Origin of the sequence: Streptomyces sp. NPDC092045 (assembly GCF_044756005.1) — a bacterium.
In the GTDB taxonomy this organism is placed as follows: Bacteria; Actinomycetota; Actinomycetes; order Streptomycetales; family Streptomycetaceae; genus Streptomyces.
The window spans coordinates 685,283-709,212 of the sequence record NZ_JBIVSC010000001.1; the positions used below are offsets into that span (position 1 = coordinate 685,283).

The 23,930-nt window shown below is 74.4% G+C and carries 24 protein-coding genes and 2 pseudogenes; 14 read left to right on the top strand and 12 right to left on the bottom strand.

Annotated features, from left to right (window positions below):
- Positions 1-60: 60 nt before the first annotated feature.
- The 4 genes and pseudogenes from ACIQKA_RS03205 to ACIQKA_RS03220 form a co-directional block, all read right to left on the bottom strand.
- A pseudogene (locus tag ACIQKA_RS03205) lies at positions 61-711 on the bottom strand (TetR/AcrR family transcriptional regulator); the annotation flags it as partial.
- A gap of 129 nt (positions 712-840) precedes the next feature.
- A complete protein-coding gene (locus ACIQKA_RS03210) occupies positions 841-1,527 on the bottom strand; it encodes a phosphatase PAP2 family protein (protein WP_383438305.1) in 687 nt (228 codons plus the stop codon).
- Positions 1,528-1,619: 92 nt separating this feature from the next.
- Complete coding sequence (locus ACIQKA_RS03215; protein WP_391093854.1) at positions 1,620-2,555, bottom strand: M48 family metalloprotease; 936 nt, start codon at positions 2,553-2,555, stop codon at positions 1,620-1,622.
- 187 nt (positions 2,556-2,742) lie between these two features.
- Positions 2,743-3,327: a DUF5134 domain-containing protein gene (locus ACIQKA_RS03220; protein ID WP_383159693.1), complete on the bottom strand. Its 585-nt coding sequence runs from the start codon at positions 3,325-3,327 to the stop codon at positions 2,743-2,745.
- A 172-nt stretch (positions 3,328-3,499) separates the two neighbouring features.
- Here ACIQKA_RS03220 and ACIQKA_RS03225 point away from each other — a divergent pair, with 172 nt between their 5' ends.
- From ACIQKA_RS03225 to ACIQKA_RS03245, 5 genes are all read left to right on the top strand, one after another.
- Entirely contained in the window at positions 3,500-4,051 is a 552-nt protein-coding gene (locus ACIQKA_RS03225) for a GNAT family N-acetyltransferase (RefSeq protein WP_383159690.1), read from the top strand.
- Between the two features lie 191 nt (positions 4,052-4,242).
- Positions 4,243-5,649, top strand: a complete 1,407-nt coding sequence (locus tag ACIQKA_RS03230; protein WP_383159687.1) for a DUF6421 family protein — start codon at positions 4,243-4,245, stop codon at positions 5,647-5,649.
- Positions 5,650-5,702: 53 nt separating this feature from the next.
- The gene (locus ACIQKA_RS03235; protein WP_383438313.1) at positions 5,703-6,464 is read left to right on the top strand and encodes an SDR family NAD(P)-dependent oxidoreductase; all 762 of its coding nucleotides are present in this window, start codon (positions 5,703-5,705) and stop codon (positions 6,462-6,464) included.
- The gene (locus ACIQKA_RS03240) at positions 6,461-7,540 is read left to right on the top strand and encodes a threonine aldolase family protein (protein ID WP_383315736.1); all 1,080 of its coding nucleotides are present in this window, start codon (positions 6,461-6,463) and stop codon (positions 7,538-7,540) included. Before ACIQKA_RS03235 ends, ACIQKA_RS03240 begins: the two co-directional genes overlap by 4 nt.
- Before the next feature lie 74 nt (positions 7,541-7,614).
- Positions 7,615-8,262 (top strand): transglutaminase family protein, encoded by a 648-nt coding sequence (locus ACIQKA_RS03245; protein WP_402539802.1) that lies wholly within the window; start codon positions 7,615-7,617, stop codon positions 8,260-8,262.
- On the opposite strand, the gene ACIQKA_RS03250 is transcribed toward ACIQKA_RS03245, so the two are convergent.
- Positions 8,249-8,968, bottom strand: coding sequence for a lysophospholipid acyltransferase family protein (locus ACIQKA_RS03250; RefSeq protein WP_383159680.1), 720 nt, complete (start codon positions 8,966-8,968; stop codon positions 8,249-8,251). The genes ACIQKA_RS03245 and ACIQKA_RS03250 overlap by 14 nt on opposite strands.
- Before the next feature lie 245 nt (positions 8,969-9,213).
- Here ACIQKA_RS03250 and ACIQKA_RS03255 point away from each other — a divergent pair, with 245 nt between their 5' ends.
- From ACIQKA_RS03255 to ACIQKA_RS03275, 5 genes are all read left to right on the top strand, one after another.
- Entirely contained in the window at positions 9,214-9,525 is a 312-nt protein-coding gene (locus ACIQKA_RS03255; RefSeq protein ID WP_366372635.1) for a thioredoxin family protein, read from the top strand.
- Between the two features lie 359 nt (positions 9,526-9,884).
- Entirely contained in the window at positions 9,885-10,409 is a 525-nt protein-coding gene (locus ACIQKA_RS03260) for a flavin reductase family protein (RefSeq protein WP_386371486.1), read from the top strand.
- A 199-nt stretch (positions 10,410-10,608) separates the two neighbouring features.
- Positions 10,609-11,394: an electron transfer flavoprotein subunit beta/FixA family protein gene (locus ACIQKA_RS03265; RefSeq protein ID WP_402539804.1), complete on the top strand. Its 786-nt coding sequence runs from the start codon at positions 10,609-10,611 to the stop codon at positions 11,392-11,394.
- A 90-nt stretch (positions 11,395-11,484) separates the two neighbouring features.
- On the top strand, positions 11,485-12,447 hold the full coding sequence (locus ACIQKA_RS03270) for an electron transfer flavoprotein subunit alpha/FixB family protein (protein ID WP_383159673.1): 963 nt from the start codon (positions 11,485-11,487) through the stop codon (positions 12,445-12,447).
- A 153-nt stretch (positions 12,448-12,600) separates the two neighbouring features.
- Entirely contained in the window at positions 12,601-13,908 is a 1,308-nt protein-coding gene (locus ACIQKA_RS03275) for a DUF6986 family protein (protein ID WP_390106907.1), read from the top strand.
- Positions 13,909-14,009: 101 nt separating this feature from the next.
- Here ACIQKA_RS03275 and ACIQKA_RS03280 read toward each other — a convergent pair.
- The 3 genes and pseudogenes from ACIQKA_RS03280 to ACIQKA_RS03290 all read right to left on the bottom strand — a co-directional run.
- Positions 14,010-14,198 (bottom strand): annotated as a pseudogene (locus ACIQKA_RS03280) (NADP-dependent oxidoreductase); the annotation flags it as partial.
- Positions 14,199-14,247: 49 nt separating this feature from the next.
- Positions 14,248-14,394 (bottom strand): hypothetical protein, encoded by a 147-nt coding sequence (locus ACIQKA_RS03285; RefSeq protein ID WP_402539806.1) that lies wholly within the window; start codon positions 14,392-14,394, stop codon positions 14,248-14,250.
- Between the two features lie 206 nt (positions 14,395-14,600).
- Positions 14,601-15,584: a LacI family DNA-binding transcriptional regulator gene (locus ACIQKA_RS03290; RefSeq protein WP_402540242.1), complete on the bottom strand. Its 984-nt coding sequence runs from the start codon at positions 15,582-15,584 to the stop codon at positions 14,601-14,603.
- Between the two features lie 204 nt (positions 15,585-15,788).
- On the opposite strand from ACIQKA_RS03290, the gene ACIQKA_RS03295 reads away from it, so the two are divergent.
- Positions 15,789-16,778, top strand: a complete 990-nt coding sequence (locus ACIQKA_RS03295) for an ROK family protein (RefSeq protein WP_402539807.1) — start codon at positions 15,789-15,791, stop codon at positions 16,776-16,778.
- A gap of 239 nt (positions 16,779-17,017) precedes the next feature.
- Here ACIQKA_RS03295 and ACIQKA_RS03300 read toward each other — a convergent pair whose 3' ends face one another.
- A complete protein-coding gene (locus ACIQKA_RS03300) occupies positions 17,018-17,242 on the bottom strand; it encodes a hypothetical protein (RefSeq protein ID WP_383160232.1) in 225 nt (74 codons plus the stop codon).
- A gap of 147 nt (positions 17,243-17,389) precedes the next feature.
- Between ACIQKA_RS03300 and ACIQKA_RS03305 the strand changes: the two genes are divergently transcribed.
- Positions 17,390-18,424 carry an NUDIX domain-containing protein gene (locus tag ACIQKA_RS03305; protein WP_383160235.1) on the top strand — a complete coding sequence of 345 codons (1,035 nt, stop codon included), beginning with the start codon at positions 17,390-17,392 and terminating at the stop codon, positions 18,422-18,424.
- A 47-nt stretch (positions 18,425-18,471) separates the two neighbouring features.
- On the opposite strand, the gene ACIQKA_RS03310 is transcribed toward ACIQKA_RS03305, so the two are convergent.
- Positions 18,472-19,173: an MBL fold metallo-hydrolase gene (locus tag ACIQKA_RS03310; RefSeq protein ID WP_402539810.1), complete on the bottom strand. Its 702-nt coding sequence runs from the start codon at positions 19,171-19,173 to the stop codon at positions 18,472-18,474.
- Positions 19,174-19,269: 96 nt separating this feature from the next.
- Positions 19,270-20,634: a dipeptidase gene (locus ACIQKA_RS03315; RefSeq protein WP_383438582.1), complete on the bottom strand. Its 1,365-nt coding sequence runs from the start codon at positions 20,632-20,634 to the stop codon at positions 19,270-19,272.
- 163 nt (positions 20,635-20,797) lie between these two features.
- Between ACIQKA_RS03315 and ACIQKA_RS03320 the strand changes: the two genes are divergently transcribed.
- Positions 20,798-22,366 (top strand): geranylgeranyl reductase family protein, encoded by a 1,569-nt coding sequence (locus tag ACIQKA_RS03320; RefSeq protein WP_402539811.1) that lies wholly within the window; start codon positions 20,798-20,800, stop codon positions 22,364-22,366.
- Between the two features lie 75 nt (positions 22,367-22,441).
- Here ACIQKA_RS03320 and ACIQKA_RS03325 read toward each other — a convergent pair whose 3' ends face one another.
- Positions 22,442-22,990, bottom strand: a complete 549-nt coding sequence (locus tag ACIQKA_RS03325) for a nitroreductase family deazaflavin-dependent oxidoreductase (RefSeq protein WP_402539812.1) — start codon at positions 22,988-22,990, stop codon at positions 22,442-22,444.
- Between the two features lie 206 nt (positions 22,991-23,196).
- Here ACIQKA_RS03325 and ACIQKA_RS03330 point away from each other — a divergent pair, with 206 nt between their 5' ends.
- Positions 23,197-23,892, top strand: coding sequence for a TetR/AcrR family transcriptional regulator (locus tag ACIQKA_RS03330; RefSeq protein ID WP_383435887.1), 696 nt, complete (start codon positions 23,197-23,199; stop codon positions 23,890-23,892).
- The last annotated feature ends 38 nt before the right edge of the window (positions 23,893-23,930 follow it).

Below are 23,930 nucleotides of genomic sequence, written 5' to 3' on the forward strand. Positions count from 1 at the left end.
GTGTTGCGGCGGGTACGCGCACCCGGGCCTGGCGCCGCGGTACAAGGTCGAGTCCCCCCGCCGGGGGGGCCCCCGGGGCCCCGCCCCCCCGGGGGGGGGCGCCCCGCGGCCCGCGCCCCCGCCCGGCGCCGCGCCCATGTCCCCGTCGAGGCCGTACCGCGCGAACAGCTCCGACCGCAGCCGCGTCCAGGGCATCGGGGCCCCCGGCAGCAGCACCGCCACCACCGCACCCATCAGCAGCGCCCGCAGCAGCGGATAGTCCGTGTCCACGTCCTCGGAGCCGTACCGCTCCACCGTGTCGCGCAGCAGGAAGGCGAGGCGCTGCTGCTCCTCGCACCGCACGAAGCCCTCGGCCTGGAGGATGCCCGCCATGTGGGTCCGCATCAGGGTCGGGCGGTCCACCGCGAGCCCCAGGATCGCGTCGATCGCGCGGGCCAGGCGCTCCCGGCCGTCCTCCGTGCGCGGCTCGCGTTCGAGCGCCGCCTCCAGCGTGAGGTGCATCAGCCGGTGCACCGCCGACTGGAGGAGCTGCCGCTTGCCCGGGAAGTAGTACGAGATCAGCCCCCGCGCCGTGCCCGCCCGCTCCGCGATGTCGCCGAGCGTGGTCGCCTCGTAGCCCCGCGTGTCGACCAGCTCCACGGTGGCCTGCAGAATGCGCTCCCGCGACCGGCGCCGGAGCTCTTCATTGACCGATGGGCTACGCGGGGACATGCTGGACTCCTGCGTTGACTGGCTGCCGGCCAATATACTCGGCGCATCCCGTCGGCCTGCCCCCGTGGCGGACCGCCGGGGAGGCCGTCTGTTCTGGGCGACACGGGGGATCGTCCAGAACAGGCGGCTTCATCGTTCTCCGTCCGTTCTGCTCCCCCCGCCCTCGCCGCCGTTCCCGGGGGCGGTCCGCGCCCGGCGCCGCTCGCTCCGGCGGTGCGCGAGGACCGCCACGGACACGCAGAACCAGCCCAGGAGCCAGCCCTCGACGATGTCCGAGGGCCAGTGGACGCCCAGGTAGGCCCGGGTCCAGCCCACCCCGAGCACGGACACGACCGCGGCGCTCGCGAGCGCCGCCCAGCCGCGCCACTCGTCCCGCCAGTGCAGCGCGAGGACCCACAGCAGCAGTCCGCAGACGACCGCCGCCGTCATCGCGTGTCCGGACGGGAAGGCCGCGTAGTGCGCCCGGTCGACCGGATCGGGCCACTGCGGCCGCTCCCGCCCCACCAGGGCCTTCAGTCCCTGCTGGAGGAGCAGGGCCAGGACGCTCGTTCCGGCCACCCACAGGGCGAGCCGCCGTGCCCCCCGCCACCACAGCAGCACCGCCGTGCCGGCGGCCAGGGCGCGCATCGTCAGCGGGTCCCACACCCAGTCGCTCAGGACGCGGTTGACCCGGGTGAGGCCGGGGTGGGCGACGGCGCTGCGGTGCAGCTCCTCGGCGACCGCCCGGTCGAAGGAGAGCAGGGGCGACCACCCGACGGCGACGAGCGCGAGCAGCAGGGCGGACAGGACTCCGGAGACCACGGCGGAGGAGCGCATGGGGCGATCCTGCCCCAGGATCACCGCCGCATGATTCCTCACACGCCCCGCGTACTCCGCGCGCCTCCCGGGGCGCCCCGCGGGTCAGGGGGCTAGCCCAGCGCGCGGAGGGCGGGGACGAAGGCCACGAGCACCGGGACCACCGGCACCAGGGACGCGGCCGCCGTCAGGCGCAGCCGGCGTCCGGCCGTGAGCCGGGGTGCCGCGGTCAGGAGCCGGTTCACCCGCTGGGGCAGGCCCCCGCCCGGGACCGGACCGGGCCCGAACGCCCCGCGGTCCTCGTTCAGTTCGACCAGCGCGAGCGCGATCGTCAGCCGCCCGAACCGGCGCGAGGCCACGTCGTCGGCGGCCAGCTCCACGAGCCGGTGCATCTCCTCGCGGAAGGCCGTGAAGACGGGGACGCCGGGGAAGCCGGCGGCCAGCGCCGCCGAGCAGTGCAGCAGCCAGTCGTGCCGGGCCCGGGCGTGGCCCTGCTCGTGCGCCAGGACCGCGTCGAGCTGACGCCCCTTCAGGCGGCGCAGCGCCGCCGTGGTGATGACCAGCTGGGGCGTGGGTCCCGCCAGCCACCAGGCGTCCGCCCGCTCGCCCTCCAGGACGACCAGGCGCTCGCCGCCCGGCTCCTCCCCGGGCATCAGGGGCGCGCGGACGAGGAGGTCGCAGCGGCGCTGCCGGCGCCGGGCGCGGGCCTGTCCGATCTCCCGCCCCAGCATCGCCCCGGACCACACCCCGCCGGCCGCGAGGGCCACCGCGAGCACCGCGGACCAGGGGCCGCTCGTGCCGAGCTCGTAGGCCTCGATCACGGCGCTCGGCGCGGGCGCGAAGACCTGGCCCCGCACGGCCTGCCAGGCGGCCGACGCGCTGAACGTCATGGAGAGCGCGAAGCTCAGCAGGACGGCGGCCACCGCGCACTGCCACACCCACAGGGCCACCACGGGTTCTCGCTCGGCCCAGTCCGCCCTGGACAGCAGCCGGGGAGCCACGAGGGCGGTCAGGAGACCGAGCAGGAACAGCGCGAGGGAGACCCACATGGCGCCAGCCTATGAGCGGGGTACAGGTCGGGGGTACGGGCGCGGAGAGCAAGTGACGTACGCCACGGTTTCGTTGCCCGCCCGGATGCCCGGATGCCCGGATGCCCGGATGCCCGGAAGCCCGGCCGCACGTACGAGCGCCCGTCCACGGGAGCACCCGCCCGCCCCGCCCCGCCCCCCGTCCCGCTCAGAGCGTCACGAGCATCGCCACCATGCCCAGCGCCATCGACAGACGGCACGCCAGCGTCATCTCCGGCCCGCCCGCCCGGGCCGCCCCGCCTGTCGGTGCGGAGCCGCCCAACGGGCCGCCCGCGGTCGCCGCCACCGGGACGAGCCGCGCCCCCGCGCGCAGCACGTACACCGCGTAGTAGAGGAGGAGCCCGCCCGTGAGCAGGGGTACGCCCCCCGCGCCCGCCGCCGCGTGCCCCGCGTGCGCCCCCGGCGCGCCGGGGGCGGCCATCGCCACCGCCATGTAGACCATGGCGAGCGAGCCCACCAGGTGGTGCAGGTGGTGGGCGCCGTGCCGGACGGCGAGCAGGCCGTGCAGCGCCGTCGCGCCGAACACCGCCGCGTACGCCGCCCAGCTCCACCCCGGCGGCGTCAGGACCGCCGCGGGCAGCGCCATGAACGCCATCCCGAACCCCATCACCGCCTCGCCGCCCGCGGCCCGCCGCTCCCGCCCGGCGCACGCGCGCATCCGCAGCAGGCAGTACACGCCCGTCGCCGCGCACAGGGCGACCAGCAACCACCCGGACAGAGCCGGTCCGTGCACGGCACACCTCCCCCTCGACACCCGTCCCCTCCGGGGAGGGATGCCCTCCGCCCCGGGGCGGTACGCGGGCGCACGGTTGCGCACAGGCGTACGAGGGGGAGCGAAAGGTGCGCGCGTTAGGCTCGGGGCGATCGCGCACGCCGATCGCCGAAGCCCGAGGGGAGCCCCGTACATGGACACCGCCACGTCCCAGGAGACCGGCCGGATCGCCTACCGCGAAGCGGTCCTGGAGGACGTCCCCGTCCTCGTCCCGCTGGTGGAGTCGGCCTACCGGGGCGACGCCAGCCGGGCCGGCTGGACCACGGAGGCGGACATCCTCCAGGGGCAGCGCACCGACCCCGAGGGCGTGGCCGCCGTCATCACCGCCCCCGGCAGCCGCCTCCTGGTCGTCGAGCGGGACGGCGGGACCGTCGCCTGCTGCCAGCTGGAGCACCGCGGGGAGGCCGCCTACTTCGGCATGTTCGCCGTCCGCCCCGAGCTCCAGGGCGCGGGCCTCGGCAAGCTGATCATCGCGGAGGCCGAGCGCCGGGTGCGCGAGCTGTGGGACGTGCGCGAGATGCACATGACGGTGATCTCCGTGCGCGAGGAGCTGATCGCCTGGTACGAGCGGCGCGGCTACCGGCGGACGGGCCGGACGACGCCGTTCCCCTACGGCGACGAGCGCTTCGGCCTGCCCCAGCGCGACGACCTGGAGTTCGAGCTGCTCGTCAAGCCGCTGGTGTGAGCCGCCGGGTCGGGGGCGGACCCGGGACGAAAGCACCCGAATGGCGGAAGCGTGGCCCCACCCCCCGGTGACAGGAAAAACTTCTGTCGACAGGGGGGTCGCGCAGGATAATTTCCCTTGCTCCTCTTGTGGGGGAGAAGCGTCGATGTATACGGTGTCTTGACGCGAGGTTCTCCTGTGGAGGAAGAGGCATGACGGAAATTCTTGTGCAGGACGTGACCGGTGGGGGGATAACCACCGACGCCCGGGTCGTCGACCACCCGGCCTGGCCCGAGCTCAAGAACGCCGTGGAGGAGATCCGCGCCTGGCAGAGCGCGGACGGCTCCGTCGACTTCGACGCCGAGGACGCCCCGGCCCGCTCCCTCGTCGAGCAGACCCTCGACCGGGTCGTCGCCGCGGTCGAGCTGCTCGCCCCCCTCCTCCCGCACGACGCCGCCTACCACCGCGCCCTCGTCTCCGACCTGCGCAAGTGGGCCGCGAGCGGCTTCGCGGTGCCGGACTTCCTGGACGCGCTGCTCGCCTTCCAGCCGGCCGCCGACCGCGCCGACGGGCTCCAGCACCTCGTGCTCTTCCCGATGTACACGCAGAACGGCAACCCGGACCGCAATCTCGAAGCGGTCGTGCTCCGCATGGTCTGGCCCGAGTGGCTCGCCGAGCTGGAGCGCACCCGCTACGACAACCCGCTCTTCTGCGGCATCACCTTCGAGGACTTCACCGCCGGGTACGACACCAACTCGGCCGTCCTCTTCCCGGAGACCATCGCCGTCCGCGAGGCTCCCGAGCGCTTCACCTGGGGCGGCATCTTCTGCGACCGCGAGGCCGCCCGCTTCCGCAAGGTCACCGAGGCCGCCGTCGACACCCTGGGCATCGAGCTGCCCGCCGACATCGCCGCGATGATCGGCGACCAGGAGCGCTGCGAGAAGGCCTTCGTGCTCTGGGACATGGTCCACGACCGCACCCACAGCCACGGCGACCTGCCCTTCGACCCCTTCATGATCAAGCAGCGCCAGCCCTTCTGGATGTACGGCCTGGAGGAGCTCCGCTGCGACCTCACCGCCTTCAAGGAGGCCGTGAAGCTGGAGGCCGAGGGCAACACGCACGGCCGTGACGTGCAGTACGCCGTCCTCTTCGACCGCATGTTCCGCTTCCCGCTCTCCGGCGACCGGAACCGCAACTACGACGGCCTCGGCGGCCAGCTCCTCTTCGCGTACCTCCACAGGCACGACGTGGTGCGCTGGACGGACAACACGCTCAAGATCGACTGGCAGCGGGCCCCCGAGGTCACCAACCAGCTCTGCGCCGAGATCGAGAAGCTCTACCGCGACGGCATCGACCGCCCCAAGCTCGTCCACTGGTTCAAGGCGTACGAGCTGGTCTCCACCTACCTCGCCCCGCACCCGGGCTCGAAGTGGGCCAAGGGTCCCGACGCCCTCGACCTGTCCCTGCCGCCGCGCAAGCTCGTGGACGACGTGCTTCCGGACGAGTTTCCGCTCAGCATGTTCTTCGAGGCCCTCGCCAAGAAGCTGAAGGGCGTGATCGCCGACACCAAGGGGATCACCGCCGCCGGCGCCCCCCGCACCGAGCGGGCCGCCGCGTGAGCGCTCCTGCCGAAGGACCGGGGAACGCCGAGCGCACGGAGGAGACGGTGTCCATGAACGCCGAAGGAAACGGCGGGCCGCTCGACGGCGCCGTCATCGCGGTCGCCGGAGCGGCCGGCCCCGCGGGCCGCGCCACGCTGCTGCGGCTCGCCGAGGCGGGCGCGACCGTGGTCGCGTCCGACGCGGACCCGGCCCGCCTCGCGGAGGCCGTCGACGCGGCCCGCTACGCGCACGGCGGCGCCACGGTCGTCGGCGACACCGTCGACCTGCTCGACCCCGCGGCCACCCGCGACTGGGCCGCGAAGACCGAGGGCGAGTTCGGCCGGATCGACGGCCTGGTCCACCTCGTCGGCGGCTGGCGCGGCAGCCCCTCCTTCACGGAGACCGAGCTCAAGGACTGGGACTTCCTGGAGAAGCTCCTGATCCGCACGGTCCAGCACACCTCGCTCGCCTTCCACGACCCGCTGCTCCGTGCGGGCGGCCGCGGCCGCTACGCCCTGATCAGCCAGGCCGGCGCCCACAAGCCGGTCGCGGGCAACGCCGCGTACAACGCGGGCAAGGCGGCGGCCGAGGCCTGGACCCTCGCCATGGCGGACTCCTTCCGCAAGCTGGGGGGCGACGACGGCCCGCAGGCGGCGGCCGCGATCCTGGTGATCAAGGCGTTGGTGCACGAGGCGATGCGCGCCGAGCGCCCCCACGCGAAGTTCGCGGGCTTCACCGACGTCGACGACCTGGCCGCAGAGATCGCCGGCCTGTGGGACAGGCCCGCCCGGGAAGTGAATGGACAGCGCCTGTGGCTGACCCCCGCGCCGTGACCGCGGCCATCGGCCCCAGGACCGACGCGCGTCGTCACCACGACCCGTCGGTCCGGGGCTTCGCCAGCGACAACTACGCCGGCGTCCACCCCGAGATCCTCGCGGCCCTGGCCCTCGCCAACGAGGGCCACCAGGTCGCCTACGGCGAGGACCAGTACACCGACCACCTCCAGCGGATCGTGCACAGCCACTTCGGGCCGGGCGCCGAGGCGTTCCCGGTCTTCAACGGCACCGGTGCCAACGTGACCGCCCTCCAGGCGCTCACCGACCGCTGGGGCGCCGTCGTCTGCGCCGAGTCGGCCCACATCAACGTGGACGAGGGCGGCGCGCCGGAGCGGATGGGCGGCCTCAAGCTGCTCACCGTGCCGACCCCGGACGGCAAGCTCACCCCCGAGCTGATCGACCGGCAGGCCTGGGGCTGGGACGACGAGCACCGGGCCATGCCCCAGGTCGTCTCGATCACCCAGAACACCGAGCTGGGCACCGTCTACACGGTCGACGAGATCCGCGCGATCGTGGAGCACGCCCACTCCAAGGGCATGAAGGTGCACCTCGACGGGGCCCGGATAGCCAACGCCGCCGCCTCGCTCGACGTGCCCATGCGCGCGTTCACCAACGCGGTGGGCGTGGACGTGCTCTCGTACGGCGGGACCAAGAACGGGATGATCTTCGGCGAGGCCGTGATCGTGCTGAACCCGGACGCGGTCAGCCACATGAAGCACCTGCGCAAGCTGTCCATGCAGCTCGCGTCGAAGATGCGGTTCGTGTCGGTGCAGCTGGAGGCGCTGCTCGCGAAGGACCTCTGGCTGCGCAACGCCCGCCACGCCAACGCGATGGCCCAGCGCCTCGCGGCCGGGGTGCGCGCCCTCGACGGGGTGGAGATCCTCTACCCGGTCCAGGCCAACGCGGTCTTCGCCCGCCTCCCGCACGAGGTGAGCCGCCGGCTCCAGGAGCGCTTCCGCTTCTACTTCTGGGACGAGGCCGCCGGCGACGTGCGCTGGATGTGCGCCTTCGACACCACGGAGGACGACGTGGACGCCTTCCTCCAGGCCCTGAAGGAAGAGCTGGCCCGCTGATCCGGAGTGCATGAATATACGGCCGGACGGAAAGTCATTGACTCCGTCCGGCCGTCTCCCTAGGGTCGTCCCGCATGGAACTCATCCAGCAGGACCCGGACATCGACGCCTACCTCGCCGCGGGCGAGGCCGTCGACCACGAGCACCCGCGCGTGCGGGAGGTGGCGGACCGCCTCTCCGCCGGGCACCCCGGCGCCCGCGGGTACGCCGAGGCGGCCTTCGCGTACGTGCGCGACGCGATCCCGCACTCCATGGACTCCGGCGACCCCCGCGTCACCTGGCGCGCCTCCGACGTCCTGGAGCTGCGCACCGGCATCTGCTACGCCAAGACCGTCGCGTACGCGGCGCTCCTGCGGGCCCGGGGCATCCCGGCCGCCCTCTGCTACCAGCGGCTCGCCGACGACGACGGATCCCACCCCGTGGTGCACGGCCTCACCGCCGTCCTGCTGCCGGGGGAGCGGGCGTGGGCCCGCCAGGACCCGAGGGGCAACCGGCCGGGCGTGGACACCCGGTTCTCCTTGGGCGAGGAGCGGCTCGCCCGGTCCGTACGGCCGGAGCTCGGCGAGGTGGACTACCCGCTGCTCCACGCCGAGCCGCACCCGGCCGTCCTGGCGGCCCTGAGGGCCGCCCGCGACCGGCCGCACCTGGACCGGATCCTTCCCGCCGCGCTGGAGCCGATCGCGCTGGAGCCGATCGGGCCGGAGCCGGTCAGGCTTCCTTGACCTGGGCCGGCGTCGGAGCCGTACCGCCGAGGTGCGCGGGCACCCACCAGGTGTCGCCGGCGTCCTTGGGGCGGACCGGATAGGCGCGCTGCGCGGCCTCCAGGAGCTCCTGCACGCGCTCGCGCAGCCGCCGGGTGATGGCGCCCGCGTACTGGTCGGCGGGGGCCTCCACGGCCTCGCCGACGCGGATCGTCACCGGGATGTGGTTCCGCTTGAAGTTCCGCGGCCGGCCCTTCGTCCAGACCCGCTGGGTGCCCCACAGCGCCATCGGGATCAGCGGGACGCCCGCCTCCTGCGCGAGGCGCGCCGCGCCCGTCTTGAAGCCCTTCAGCGTGAAGGACTGGGAGATGGTCGCCTCGGGGAAGACGCCGACGATCTCGCCGGACCGCAGCGACTCCAGGGCGTGCCTGTAGGCGTGCTCGCCCTGCGAGCGGTCCACCGGGATGTGCTTCATGCCGCGCATGAGCGGTCCGGAGATTTTGTGCCGGAAGACCGAGTCCTTCGCCATGAAGCGCACCAGGCGCTTCTGCGGCAGCGCGGCGAGACCGGTGAAGATGAAGTCCAGGTAGCTGATGTGGTTGCTGACCAGGACGGCTCCGCCGGTCCGCGGGATGTGCTCCGAACCCTGCGTGTCGATCTTCAGGTCCAGCGCCTTGAACATGGTCAGGGCGGCGCCGACGACCGGCCGATAGACGAGTTCTGCCATCGGAGAGGAACCCCTTCTTCCTGCTTGTCCGGGGAGGGTTCTCCCGGCGAAGTTACGCGGCCGTAGGTTTTCGGCTTTGGGCAGATCGTGCCCCATGAGGGACGCTGTGACCAGCCTGAGCGGGCTTGCGAGGGGAGATTCTCGTCACTCGCGGTGGCCGGAACGGGAATCGGATACCCGTCCCGCGGCGCTGTATTCCGTGGCGCGCGCGACGGGCGCGCGCGGACGAAGGGGAACGGAGAGCGATGAGCGAGGTCCTGGGGCCGGAGGCGCTCGGCGCCGAACTGGGGGAGCGGGCCACGCTCGTCCAGTTCTCGACCGCCTTCTGCCAGCCCTGCCGTGCCACCCGCCGCACCCTCGCCGAGGTCGCCGCGATGGTGCCCGGCGTGGGACACGTCGAGATCGACGCCGAGGCGCGGCTCGACCTCGTGCGCGCGCTCGGCATCGCCCGCACCCCCACCGTGCTCGTCCTGGACCGGACCGGGCGCGTCGTCCGCCGGGCCGCCGGGCAGCCCCGCAGGGCGGACGTCATCGCCGCCCTGGGACGGGCGGTCTGACGCGGTGACACCTCCCCCGGCCCGCACGCCCGCACCCCGCCCGCCCCGTGCGGCGGAACCCCTTCCCCCGGGCCTCCGCGCGACGGAGCCCCTTCTCCTTCCCCTCCGCCCCCGCGCGACGCGTCCCCTCCCCCTCCGCGCGGCGGAACCCCTCCCGGTCCGGGCGGTGACGCTCCTCCCACATCGCGGTACGCACTTGACTGCAACCGCCACCGATCGTCACCCTGGCGGAGTGACTCTGGAACTCCTTCTCTACGGCCGGGCCCACGTGGACCTGGCCCGCAACGCGAGCGCGCGCTGTCCGGGCGTCTGACCCACCCCAGGACTCCTCCATGCCGCCCTCGCAGAAGGACAATTCCATGACGGTTTCGCCCGAGCTCCGCACCGTTCCCACGATCGGCGCCCCCCGGCAGGCCTCACCCGATCTGCTCCGCTCCGTCTTCCGCCGGCACGCGGCCGGCGTCGCGGTCGTCACCGCGCACGGCGAGCGCCCCGTGGGATTCACCGCGACCTCGCTCAACTCCGTCGCCGCCGACCCGCCGCTGGTCTCCTTCGGCGTCGGCACCTCGTCCTCCTCCTGGCCGGTGGTCTCCGAGGCCGAGTTCATCGGCGTGCACATACTCGGCGAGCACCAGCAGGACCTGGCCGCCACCTTCGCCCGCAGCGGCGCCGACCGCTTCGGCGAGGGGACGGGCTGGAGCGTCGGCCCCGAGGGCGTGCCCGTGCTCGACGACGTCCTCGCCTGGCTGGTGTGCCGCGTGGTGGCCAGGGTGCCCGCCGGGGACCACCGGATCGTGATCGCGGAGGCGGTAGCGGGCGACCCGGACGGGGCGGGCCGGCCCCTCCTGTACCACCACGGACGCTTCAACGCGCTGCGCGACTGAGAGTTCCCGCGCGCGCCGCTCTCCGCGCGTTGGGAAGGTCACACGGCTGAGCGGTTGCTCAGCGGTAACGAACTGGGTGTACTGGCGAGTAATATTTCGGGCGGGGCGTACGGCGCCCCGACCGGAAACCCGCCCTTCAGGCGCCTATGCTGCGAGCAACAAGGCAGCCCAGTTATGACGATGCAGTAGGAGAGCCGGCGTGAGCTTGAGGATCGTTGTCTGTGTGAAGTACGTGCCCGACGCCACCGGCGACCGGCACTTCGCCGATGACCTGACGGTGGACCGCGACGACGTCGACGGCCTGCTGTCGGAGCTCGACGAGTACGCGGTCGAGCAGGCCCTGCAGATCGCGGAAGAGGCGGACGACGCCGAGGTCACCGTGCTCACGGTCGGTCCCGAGGACGCCAAGGACGCGCTGCGCAAGGCGCTCTCCATGGGCGCCGACAAGGCCGTCCACGTCGAGGACGACGACCTGCACGGCACCGACGTCATGGGCACCTCGCTGGTGCTCGCCAAGGCGATCGAGAAGACCGGCTACGACGTGGTCATCACCGGCATGGCCTCCACCGACGGCGTCATGGGCGTGCTGCCCGCGATCCTGGCCGAGCGCCTGGGCGTCCCGCAGGTCACGCTGCTCTCCGAGGTCAAGATCGAGGACGGCAGGGTCACCGGCCGCCGCGACGGCGACGCCGCCTCCGAGCAGCTGGAGGCCTCCCTGCCGGCCGTCGTCTCCGTGACGGACCAGTCGGGCGAGGCGCGCTACCCGTCCTTCAAGGGCATCATGGCCGCCAAGAAGAAGCCGGTGGAGTCCCTGGACCTCTCCGACCTCGACCTGGAGGCCGAGGAGGTCGGCCTGGAGGGCGCGTGGACCGCGGTCGACTCCGCCACCGAGCGTCCGGCCCGCGCGGCCGGCACGATCGTCAAGGACGAGGGCGAGGGCGGCAAGCAGCTCGCCGAGTTCCTCGCGGGCCAGAAGTTCATCTAAGACTTCAGCCGCGCGAGCCGGACGCGCGTCCGGCGATCCGCGCGAGCCGCCTCAGACCTCCCCCTCACCTTCGCAGGAGATTGAATCCCCATGGCTGAGATCCTCGTCTACGTCGACCACGTCGACGGAGCCGTCCGCAAGCCCACCCTGGAGCTGCTGACGCTCGCCCGCCGTCTGGGCGACCCGGTCGCCGTCGCGCTCGGCAACGGCGCCGCCGACACCGCCCCGGTCCTCGCCGAGCACGGTGCGGTCAAGGTCCTGACCGCCGACGCGCCCGAGTTCGCCGAGTACCTCGTCGTCCCCAAGGTCGACGCCCTCCAGGCCGCCCACGAGGCCGTCTCCCCGGCCGCCGTGCTCGTGCCGTCCTCGGCCGAGGCCAAGGAGATCGCGGCCCGCCTCGCGGTCCGCATCGGCTCCGGCGTCATCACCGACGCCGTGGACCTGGAGGCCGGTGACGAGGGCCCGGTGGCGACGCAGTCCGTGTTCGCCGCATCCTTCACCACCAAGTCCCGCGTCTCCAAGGGCACCCCGGTCATCACGGTGAAGCCGAACTCGGCCCCCGTCGAGGCCGCCCCGGCCGCCGGTGCCGTCGAGGCCCTGTCGGTCTCCTTCGGCCCGCTGGCCACCGGCACCAAGGTCACCTCGCGCACCCCGCGCGAGTCGACCGGTCGCCCGGAGCTGACCGAGGCCGCGATCGTGGTCTCCGGCGGCCGCGGCGTCAACGGCGCCGAGAACTTCGCGATCATCGAGGCCCTCGCCGACTCGCTCGGCGCGGCCGTCGGCGCCTCCCGCGCCGCGGTGGACGCCGGCTGGTACCCGCACGCCAACCAGGTCGGCCAGACCGGCAAGTCGGTCTCGCCGCAGCTGTACATCGCGTCCGGCATCTCCGGCGCGATCCAGCACCGCGCGGGCATGCAGACCTCGAAGACGATCGTCGCGATCAACAAGGACGCCGAGGCGCCGATCTTCGAGCTCGTCGACTACGGCGTGGTGGGCGACCTCTTCGAGGTCGTCCCGCAGCTGACCGAAGAGGTCAAGACCCGCAAGGGCTGACCTGCGGTTCTGTCGGGCCGGGGGCCGCACGGTGAACTCTCACCGTGCGGCCCCCGGCCGTTTCGGACACCCATTGACGCGGGTCCCGGCCGCCCGTTAACTTCGCCATACGGATTGTTGATTCCGTGCAGCGGAAAACAGGAGGGTAGTGGGATGGGTCAGCAGGAGAAGGTGTCGACGAGCCTCGCGGGGACGGTCAGCGAGGGCATCAGTGCCTCCCTCGCCGCCGTGGACGCCGAGCTGGACCGCCGCTACCCGGGGGACCCCGGCACCCGCCAGCCCGTCCACACCGTCTACGTCCCCGGCAACCTCTTCGACGCCGGCACCGTCCGCTCCTGGGGCGACCGGGCCCTCGCCGCCCTCGACGAGCACGCCCCCGACGCCGCATCCTTCGCCGCCGTCCTCGGCCTCCCCGACGACCTCGCCGAGGACGTGTACGGCCGCGTGCGGACCAAGCTGGAGCGCGAGCCGATCGAGGACCTCCGGATCGACTTCGAGGACGGCTACGGCGGCGACGACGAGGACCGGGACGCGGCCCGCGCCGCCCGGCTGGTCTCCGAGGCGTACGCCGGGGGCGCCTCCCGGGCCGCGGGCACCGCCGCCCCGTACACCGGCATCCGGATGAAGTGCATGGAGTCCGCCGTACGCGACCGGGGCATCCGCACCACCGACGTCTTCCTCACCGGCCTCCTGGAGCACGGCGGCCTCCCCGAGGGCCTCGTCCTCACCCTCCCCAAGGTCACCTACCCCGAGCAGGTCACCGCCTTCGTCCGCCTCCTGGAGGCCTTCGAGAAGGCCCACGGCCTCGACGCCGGCCGCCTCGGCTTCGAGATCCAGATCGAGACCAGCCAGGCCATCCTCGCCGCCGACGGCACCGCCGCCGTCGCCCGCATGATCGGGGCCGCCGAGGGCCGCGCCACCGGGCTGCACTACGGCACCTTCGACTACAGCGCCTGCCTCGGCGTCTCCGCCGCCCACCAGGCCAGCGACCACCCGGCCGCCGACCACGCCAAGGCGATCATGCAGGTCGCCGCCGCCGGCACCGGCGTCCGCGTCTCCGACGGCTCCACCAACGTCCTGCCGGTCGGCCCCACCGCGCACGTCCACGAGGCCTGGCGCCTGCACTACGGCCTCACCCGCCGCGCCCTCGCCCGCGCCTACTACCAGGGCTGGGACATGCACCCCGGCCACATCCCCACCCGCTACGCCGCCGTCTTCGCCTTCTACCGCGAGGGCTTCGAGGCCGCCGCCAAGCGCCTCTCCGCCTACGCCAACCACGCGGGCGGCGACGTCATGGACGAGCCGGCCACCGCCAAGGCGCTCAGCTCCTACCTCCTGCGCGGCATCGACTGCGGCGCCCTCGACACCACCGAGGTCGACGCCCTCACCGGCATGACCCGCGCCGACCTGGACCGCTTCGCGGCCCCGCGCCGCGGCGACCTCACGGCCTCCGCCGAGTAGCCGCCCCCGGAGGGCCGGCCGCCCGGCGGGGCGACGGAGGGGACGGCCTTGCCGGTGGTGCGGCCGGTCTCGCCCGGGGCGTGGGCCCGCGCCGCCTCGTCGAGGGGGAACACGCCCTCGACGACCACCCGCGGCCGGTCGCCCCCGACCGGCGCGGCGATCCCGCGCAGCCCCGCGTGATCGGGCTCGACGAGCATGAAGACCGCCCGCGCCCCGGCCCGTTCGGCCTCCTCCGCGGGGAAGGAGCCGTCCGGCGGCAGGAGCGGGACCGGCGCGCCGCCCGACCGCAGCCTCCGGGCCCGGGCGGGGCCGCCGAGGGGGTCCGGGACGACGCCGACGTCACGGACGGCCCCGGCGGTCCGTGACGCGGTGGCCGACCGGCCCGTCGGCGCCCGGCGGGCGCGGCACTCCGTGTTCGGCCGCGCCCGCCGGGCCGATGACGTGCGCGCCCCGGGCCTCGGCGATCCGCACGGTCAGGTGCCCCACGCCGCCGGCGGCCGCGTGGGAGACCGGCCGGGCCGGAGCCGGTACGGGGGTCTCCCCGCGCCGGCACCTCCGCGCCGCCCTCGGGGTCGCGCCCCGGGCCCCGCCGCCGCACGTTCCGCCCGGAGGCCGCGACGACCTGACGCGCGCGGCCGCACGGCGCGCGTGTCCGCGACCGCACGGCGCCCACCGGGCTCCTCCGCCCGCTGTCAGACGGCCGGCGGCGCGATCTCGCCCGACCCCCGGGGGAGGAGCGTCGTGCCGAGGACCACCCGCTCGGGCGCCCCGTCCGCCCCGTCCAGGCGCCGGAACAACCGCTCCGCCGCCGTCCGGCCGAGCGCGGCGGCGTCCTGCGCGACGACCGTGATCCCCAGGAGGTCGGCCAGCTCGATGTCGTCGAAGCCGACCAGGGCGACCGGCCGGTCCTGCCCGGCGAGGGCGCGGACGGCCGTGACGGTGACCCGGTTGTTCCCCGCGAACAGCGCCGTCACCGGCTCCGGCGCGGTTAGCATCCCCCGTACCGCCGCGTCCACCCGCTCCGGGTCGGTCGGGCCCGGCGAGACCCACTCCTCCCGGACCGGGAGGCCCGCGTCCTCCATCGCCGCGCGGTAGCCGCGCAGCCGCTCGGCCGCCGTGTGGATGCACGGGCGGTCGCCGACGAAACCGATCCGGCGGTGGCCGTGCGCGATCAGGTGGGCCGTACCGTCGCGCGCGCCCCCGAAGCTGTCGGAGAGCACCGCGTCGGCGTCGATCCGCCCGGCGGGCCGGTCGACGAAGACCGTGGCGACGCCCGCCCTGATCTCGGGCTCCAGGTACCGGTGGTCGTCGCCGGCCGGGATGACGATGAGGCCGTCGACCCGGCGCGCGCACAGCGCGAGCGCCAACTCCTGCTCCCGCTCGGGGTCCTCGGCGCTCGACCCGTTGATCAGCAGGGCCCCGTGCGCCCGCGCGACCTCCTCGACCGCCCGGCTCAGCGGACCGTAGAAGGGATCGGCGAGGTCCTCCAGGACCAGCCCGACGGTCGCGGTCCTGCCCTTGCGCAGGACCCGCGCGCTGTCGTTGCGCCGGAAGCCGAGGACCTCGATGGCCTCCTGCACCCGCCGCTCGGTGTCGGGGGTGACGCCCGGCTCGCCGTTCACCACCCGGGACACCGTCTTCAGGCCGACGCCCGCCTTGGCGGCGACGTCCTTCATCGTGGGCCGGTTGCCGTAGCGGTGATCGGGGCGGTGGGCGGTGTCGGCCACGGTCTGCGGTTCCTCCGTCGTGTCGGGACCCCGCCGTGGCCGGGCCGTCTTTCGGACTCCGGACGAGCATAGGGCCTGGACAACGTTGTCAGGCCGCGTGAGACCATACGGAACGCCCGACCGTTCCCGGCCGTCACCGGAGGTTCCCCGCCCATGCACACCGACCTCGCCACGGGCCTCGTCGCCGCCCTCGACATCGGGGGCACCAAGATCGCCGGTGCCCTGGTCGACGGCGAGGGGCGCGTCCGGGCCCGGGCCCGGCGGCCCACGCCCGCGCGTGAGGACGGCGAGACGGTGATGGCGGCGGTCGAGGGCGTCCTCGGCGACCTCGCCGCCTCCCCGCTGTGGGAGGCCGCCGACGCCGTCGGCATCGGCAGCGCGGGCCCGGTCGACGCGGCCCGGGGGACCGTCAGCCCCGTCAACGTCCCCGGCTGGCGCGACTACCCGCTCGTCGAACGGGCCCGCCGGGCCGCCGGCGGACGGCCGGTCACCCTCGTCGGCGACGGCGTCGCCATGGCGGCGGCCGAGCACTGGCTCGGAGCCGCCCGGGGCTACGACAACGCCCTCTGCCTGGTGGTCTCCACGGGCGTCGGCGGCGGTCTCGTCCTCGACGGGCGCCTGCGCACGGGCCCCACCGGCAACGCCGGTCACCTCGGGCACATCGTGGTCGACCTGGACGGCGAGCCCTGCGCGTGCGGCGGACGCGGCTGCGTCGAACGCCTCGCCAGCGGCCCGCACCTGGCGCGCCGCGCCCTGGAGAACGGCTGGCGGCCGGGGCCCGACGGCGACGCCTCCGCCGCCGCGGTGGCCGCCTCCGCGCGCGCCGGGGACCCGGTGGCCGTCGCCTCGTTCGAGCGCGCGGCCCAGGCGCTCGCGGCGGGCATCGCCGCCACGGCGGCCCTCGTCGAGATCGACGTCGCGGTCGTCGGCGGCGGGGTGGCGGGCGCGGGCGAGGTCCTCTTCGCCCCGCTCCGGCGCAGCCTCCGCGGCTACGCCGCCCTCTCCTTCGTACGGGACCTGAAGGTCGTCCCGGCCCTCACGGGCACGGACGCGGGCCTCCTCGGCGCGGCGTCGGCCGCCGCGCGGGCGCGGGAACCGGGGGCGCGCGCCGACGCGAACGTGGTTGCCGGCGGCGGTTCCTGAGGCCGTACGGCGTCATGGTGCGGAGGGGCACGACGGTTCTCCGCGGCTTCGGGCCCTTGTGGCCTCGCGCCCTTGCGGCTTCGGTTCCTCGCAGCCTCAGGTCCTCACGGCCTCGCGCCCTTGTGCCTTCGAGTCCCTGTGAATTCGGGCCCTTGTGGCTTTCGGGTCCTTGTGGACCCGGACCCGTGCGACTTCGGGGACCGGCTCCCCCGTACCTCTTCGCTCCCGCGTCCGGGGGGCTACTCCCGCGCCCGCTCGGACCTCCTCTGGCCGATCAGTCCGCCTTCGGCCTTCCTGCGCTCCGGCGGTCTCTGTTCGACGACCACCAGGAACGCGTCGGACTCCAGGTCCATCACGACCCGGGCCGGCACGCCCTCGTCGCGCCGCGCGCCGGCGAACTCCTCGGCGGGCCAGCTGCCCCGCGGGCCGCCGGCCGGAAAACGTTCGAGAACCGTACGACTCATCTCCACACCCCTCGTGCTTGCCGTTCCCAACGACGGTTTCCCCGAAGTGTCACGCGCATGCCGGTCCCGCCGCCGATCCATACGATCGTGGTTTCCGTGGCAGGGTGTTGCGGGCAAGCCACAGGGGGCTACCGAAGAGGGGGAAACGTGATCGTCTGGATCAACGGGGCGTTCGGCGCGGGAAAGTCCAGCACCGCGCGTGAACTGGTCGATCTGATCCCGCACAGCACCCTGTACGACCCCGAGCTCACCGGCGGCGCGGTGCGCCGGCTCCTTCCGGCCAAGCGGCTCGCCGAGGTCGAGGACTACCAGGACCTGCCGATCTGGCGGCGGCTCGTCGTCGACACCGCCGCCGCCCTGCTCGCCGAGGCCGGCGGCGTCCTGGTCGTCCCCATGACCCTGATCCGCCAGGAGTACCGGGACGAGATCTTCGGCGGCCTCGCCGCCCGCCGCATCGAGGTGCGCCACATCCTGCTCACCCCTGAGGAAACGATCCTGCGTCAGCGGATCGACACCCGGGCGGAGTACGGCGATCCCGACGTCGACGCCCGCGTCCGCGAGTGGTGCCACGGGCACGTGGATCCGTACCGCGCCGCCCTCGACTGGCTCGCCGCCGACGCCTACGCCGTCGACAACTCGGCGCTCACCGCGGCCGAGACCGCCCGGACCGTCGCCGACGCGCTCCGGGACGGACGCGCCGCCCCCTGCGGCATCGTCCAGACGCCCGAGCCGACCGGCGAGACCGTCGCCGCCGGCGTGCTGCTCTTCGACGAACGGGACCGCTTCCTGCTCGTGGACCCCACCTACAAGCCCGGCTGGGAGTTCCCCGGCGGTGTCGTGGAGCCGGGCGAGCCCCCGGCGCGGGCCGGGATGCGGGAGGTGGCCGAGGAGGTCGGCCTCGCCCTCGACGCCGTGCCCCGGCTGCTGCTCGTCGACTGGGAGCGGCCCGCGCCGCCCGGCTACGGAGGGCTGCGGCTCCTCTTCGACGGCGGCACGCTCGGGCCGGCCGACACCGAGCGGCTGAGCCTTCCCGGCGCCGAACTGCGGGACTGGCGCTTCGTCACGGAGGAGGAGGCCGCCGAACTGCTGCCGCCCGTCCGCTACCAGCGCCTCCGCTGGGCCCTGCGCGCGCGGGAGCGGGGCACGGTGCTCAACCTGGAGGCCGGGATGCCGGTGGGGTGACCGGCCGGGGCGGGCGGCGACACCCGGGGCGCCCCGGCCGGGGCCGCTCAGGTCGGGACGACCGCCCCGGCCGTCGCCGCCGCCCTCAGCCGGGCCGCCGTGTCCGTGACCACCGGCGCGCCGTGGCCGCAGCACAGCACCGACGGGTCCAGCTCCGCCAGCCTCCGCATCGACTCCAGGGCGAGGGCGCGGTCGACGTGGAACACGCCGAAGGTCACCTCCTGGACCGAGGCCACCGTGTCCCCGGCGAACAGCACGCCGTGGCGGGGGAGGTGCACGGCGATCGAGCCCGGGGTGTGACCGGGGACGTGGACCACCACGGCCCCGTCGCCGAAACCGAGTTCCTCGCCGTCCTCGACCTCCTGGTCCACCCGGGTCGGCGGCGCCTCCGGCACGGTCAGACCGTGCTCGTACAGCGGGAGTTCCCAGTCCAGGAGGTCGGGCTCGGGGACCGGGGCCTCGCCCCGCACCACCGGCGCGTCCAAGCGGTGCGCCACGATCTCGGCCCCGTGGCGCTCCGCCAGCTCCCCGGCCGCACCCACGTGGTCCCGGTGGCAGTGGGTCAGCACGATGCGGCGCAGCCGGTCCGGGTCCAGGCCGGCCGCCCGTACGGCCGCCGCCGTCGCGTCCGCCGTACCCGCCCAGCCCGCGTCGATCAGGGTCAGCTCCTCCTCGTCCCGCCAGAGGTAGGCCTGGCCGACGGAGTGGTCGAGCAGGTGCAGCCGCGGGGTCACCGTGATGGGGTCCATGCGGCGAACCTACGCGTCCGCGCAGGCCCGCCGCCCGGTTCTACGCTCTCGGCGAGCTTCGCCGAACGCTGAACCCGATCGGGAACCGAAGGGGCGTCAGGCCCGCTTCGAGCGCGCGTAGTTGAGGAGGAAGTGCGCCTCGGCCACCGACAGGCGCTCCAGCTCCTCCGGCGACACGGACTCGTTGGGCGCGTGGATCTGCGCCTCCGGCTCGCTCAGGCCGATCAGCAGGATCTCCGCCTCCGGGTACAGCGAGGCCAGCGTGCTGCACAGCGGGATCGAGCCGCCCAGACCGGCCGTCTGCATCTCCTGGCCGGGGTACGCGACCTCCATCGCCTCGGCCATCGAGGCGTACGCCGGGCTCGACGTGTCCGCCTGGAAGGCCTGGCCCTGGCCGACCTGCTCCATGGTCACCCGGGCGTTCCACGGGGTGTGGTTCTCGATGTGGGCGAAGAGCAGCTTCGTCGCCTCGGCCGCGTCCTGGCCCGGCGGCACCCGCAGGCTGATCTGCGCGCGGGCCGTCCTCGGGACGGACGGGGTGGCGCCGGCCACCGGGTGGCAGTCGATGCCGACGACGGTGACGGCGGGGCGCGCCCAGATGCGGTCCGCGACCGTGCCGCCGCCCGGCAGGTCCACGCCCGGCAGCACCTTGGCGTCCTGGCGGAAGTTCTCCTCCGGGTACTGGAGGCCCTCCCACACCCGGTCGCCCGGCAGGCCGTCGACGACGGTCGAACCGTCCGGGCCGCGCAGCGAGTCGAGCACCCGGATCAGCGCGGCGAGCGCGTCCGGGGCGGCGCCGCCGAACTGACCGGAGTGCAGGTTGCCCTCCAGGGTGTCGATCTGCACCCGGATCATCGTCATGCCGCGCAGGGTCGCGGTCACCGTCGGCAGGCCCACCCGGAAGTTGCCCGCGTCGCCGATGACGATCGCGTCGGAGGCCAGCAGCTCGGGGTGCGCCTCGGCGTACCGCTCCAGACCGCCGGTGCCCTGCTCCTCCGAGCCCTCGACGATCACCTTGACCGTCACCGGGACGCCGCCGTTCGCCTTCAGGGCGCGCAGCGCGAGCAGGTGCAGGATCACCCCGCCCTTGCAGTCGGCCGTGCCGCGCCCGTACCAGCGCCCGTCGCGCTCGGTCAGCTCGAACGGCGGGGAGAGCCACGCGGACTCGTCCAGCTTCGGCTGCACGTCGTAGTGCGCGTAGAGCAGGACGGTCGGCGCGCCGGCCGGGCCGGGGAGTATGCCGTACACGGCCTGCGAGCCGTCCGGGGTGTCGAGCAGCGCCACGTCCCGGAAGTCCTCGGCGCGCAGCGCGTCCGCGACCCAGTTCGCCGCGGCCTCGCACTCGCTGCGGGGGGCCACGTTCTCGTCCGCCACCGACTCGAAGGCCACCAGCTCCGTGAGCTCCGCCCTGGCGCGGGGCATCAGGGACCGTACGGTCTCGGCGATCGGATTCGCGGTCATGGGCACGCTCCTGGTGGGTGCGACGTTACGACGGAGAGGACGGCGTCGTCGCGTCTCGTGGCGCGGCGAACGCACCGTCGATCCTACGGCCGGGGCTCCGGCTACCGCGCCGTAGGATGCGTCAGGAGCAGACCCCCGGTCGGATCAGGAGCAGAAGCACATCGTGAGCAGCGAGCACGCAGGGAACGACGGTCCGGAGAACACCGAGCCCGAGGGCGCGGCTCCTGAGGGCACGGGTGCGGAGGCGGCGGAGGGCGGCACCCCGGGCGCGGTGGGCGACGGGGGCGCGGATGACGTCGCGCACCCCGTCGGGGACAGCGGGCCCGCGGACGCGGCGGAGAACGCCCCCGCGGACGCGGTCCCGGCCGTGGACGGCGGGGCGGCCGACCCGGACGTCGAGGCGGACGTCTGGGACGTCGTGGTCGTCGGCGCCGGACCGGCCGGCGCGTCCGCGGCCTACGCGGCGGCGGTGGCCGGGCGCCGGGTGCTCCTCCTGGAGAAGTCCGAGCTGCCCCGGTACAAGACCTGCGGCGGCGGCATCATCGGCCCCTCCCGCGACTCGCTCCCGCCGGGCTTCGAACTGCCCCTCCAGGACCGGGTGCACGCCGTCACCTTCTCCCTCGAAGGGCGCTTCGCCCGCACCCGCCGCTCGCGCCGGATGCTCTTCGGCCTCATCAACCGGCCCGAGTTCGACGCGCAGCTCGTCCAGCACGCGCAGAAGGCCGGCGCCGAGCTGCGGACCGGCGCCACGGTGACCCGGGTGGAGCAGCACGGGCCGGTGGTGCCGGACCGGCGGACCGCCGCCGTCGTCCTCGCCGACGGCGAGACGATCCTGGCGCGCGCGGTCGTCGGCGCCGACGGCAGTGCCAGCCGCATAGGCGCTCACGTCGGGGTGAAGATGGGCCAGGTCGACCTGGGCCTGGAGGCGGAGATCCCCGTGCCGCCGTCCGTGGCCGAGGACTGGAAGGGCCGCGTCCTCATCGACTGGGGCCCGATGCCCGGCAGTTACGGCTGGGTGTTCCCCAAGGGCGACACGCTGACCGTCGGCGTCATCTCGGCGCGCGGCGAGGGGGCCGCCACCAAGCGGTACCTGGAGGACTTCGTGGCCCGGCTCGGCCTGGCCGGGTTCGAGCCCTCGGTCTCCTCCGGCCACCTGACCCGCTGCCGCACCGACGACTCGCCGCTCTCCCGCGGCCGGGTCCTGGTCTGCGGCGACGCGGCCGGCCTCCTGGAGCCGTGGACGCGCGAGGGCATCTCGTACGCGCTGCGCTCGGGCCGCCTCGCGGGCGAGTGGGCGGTGCGGGTCGCCGAGGCGAACGACGCGGTCGACGCCCGCCGCCAGGCGCTGAACTACGCCTTCGCGATCAAGGCGGGCCTCGGCGTGGAGATGGCGGTCGGGCGGCGGATGCTCGCCGTCTTCGAGCGCCGTCCGGGGCTGCTGCACGCCACGCTCACGGGCCTGCGGCCGGCCTGGAACGCCTTCGCCGACATCACCCGGGGCTCGGCCACCCTCGGCGGCATGGTCCGCTCGAACGGTCTGGCCCGGCGGGCGCTCGAACTCCTGGACAAGCGGATGGACACCTCGTCCGGCGTCGGCCCGGCGGGCCGGGGCGTCACGGCGAAGGAGCGGGACGCGTCGGAGCCGGAAGGCGCCGAGGGCGCGGAAGGCTCCGAGGGCGCGGAGGGCGTCGACAGCGCCGGGAGCGCCGGGGGGACGCGGGCGGACGCCTGACCCCGGTCCGCGGCGGTCCGCCGCGGACGCCGGGAACCCCGGTCGACGCGTACGGGCTTCGCCGGCCCGGCCCGTTCACGCGGCCGGGCCGGCGAAGCCCGTCGTCGTGATGCGGAAGACGGGGTGCTTCGGGGCGGCGGCGCGCAGTTCGGCGTCGGAGGAGTCCGGGCCGACCCCGTCGAAGAAGACGCCGACCTCCGCCTTCCAGCGCTTGAGGTAGGCGCGGAGCAGCGGGGGCTTGGCGTCGTCGGCGACCTCGACGGCGGTGAACTCCTGCACGTGCTTGCCGAGGTGCAGCTCTCCGCCCCCGGCCGCCCGCATGTTGTGGGTCCACTGGACGTGGCCGCGGGGGGCCACGAGGTACTGGGCGCCGTCCACCGTCAGGAGGTTGACGGGGGTGCGGCGCCATGCGCCGCTCTTGCGGCCCCGGACGGCGAGCACGCGGGACCCCCAGACGCTGATGCCCCGGCGGGTCGTCCAGGCGACCAGGCGGTTGAGGACGTTCACGGTGAACCAGCCGGGCTTGAGGACGTGGGCGGCGGCGGAACCGGTGGCGGGGGAGGGGCCGGAGGCGGGAGGGCCGGCAGGGGAGGAGCCGGTGGGGTCGGCGGGCTGGGCGGACATGGCTGCCTCCTGGGGGCTTCCGTCGGCGAGCGGAGCGGATGGAGCGGGTGGGCGAACAATTCGAGAGCGGTGCTCTCTCTTGGGATCAGTGTGCACGGTTCGGCGTTCGCAAGCAAGAGCGGTGCTCTCGTTTTTATGTGATGCTCTCGTTCCGGTGCGGCGCTCTTGTTTCGATGCGCTGCTCCGGAAGTGGCACACTGCTCTCCATGACGCCCGTTCAAGGAGCCCGCGCCCGCGCCCGCATCGAGATCACCGCCGCCATCAAGGACGAGGCCCGCGCCCAGCTCGCGGCGGAGGGCGCCGCCAAGCTGTCCCTGCGGGCGGTCGCCCGCGAGCTGGGCATGGTGTCCTCCGCGCTCTACCGCTACTTCCCGAGCCGCGACGACCTCCTCACCGCCCTGATCGTCGACGCCTACGACGCCGTCGGAGCCGCCGCCGAGCGGGCCGCCGCCGACTCCGCCGGGCAGCGCCCCCTCGACCGCTGGACCGCCGTCTGCCGGGCGGTCCGCGCCTGGGCGGTCGCCCACCCCCACGAGTACGCCCTGATCTACGGCTCCCCGGTCCCCGGCTACGCCGCTCCCCAGGACACGATCGCCCCTGCCGCCCGCGTCGGCCTCGCCCTCGTCGGGATCCTCCGCCTGGCCCACACCGGCGAGGGCCTCGCCCTCCCCCCGCTCCCGGACGCCCTGCGCCCCGAGGCCGAGCGGATCGCCGCCGACATCGCCCCGGACCTCCCCCCGGCCCTCGCCGCCGCGCTCGTCGCCGCCTGGTCGCAGCTCTTCGGTCTCGTCTCCTTCGAGGTCTTCGGCCAGTTCCACCGCGTCGTCGAGGACCGCGACGCCTTCTTCACCGCCTCGGCCCGCCGCCTGGGCCAGGACGTGGGCCTGCTCCCGCGCGGCTGAACCCGCGGGGCGACCCGGGACGGCGCGGGCCGGGGACG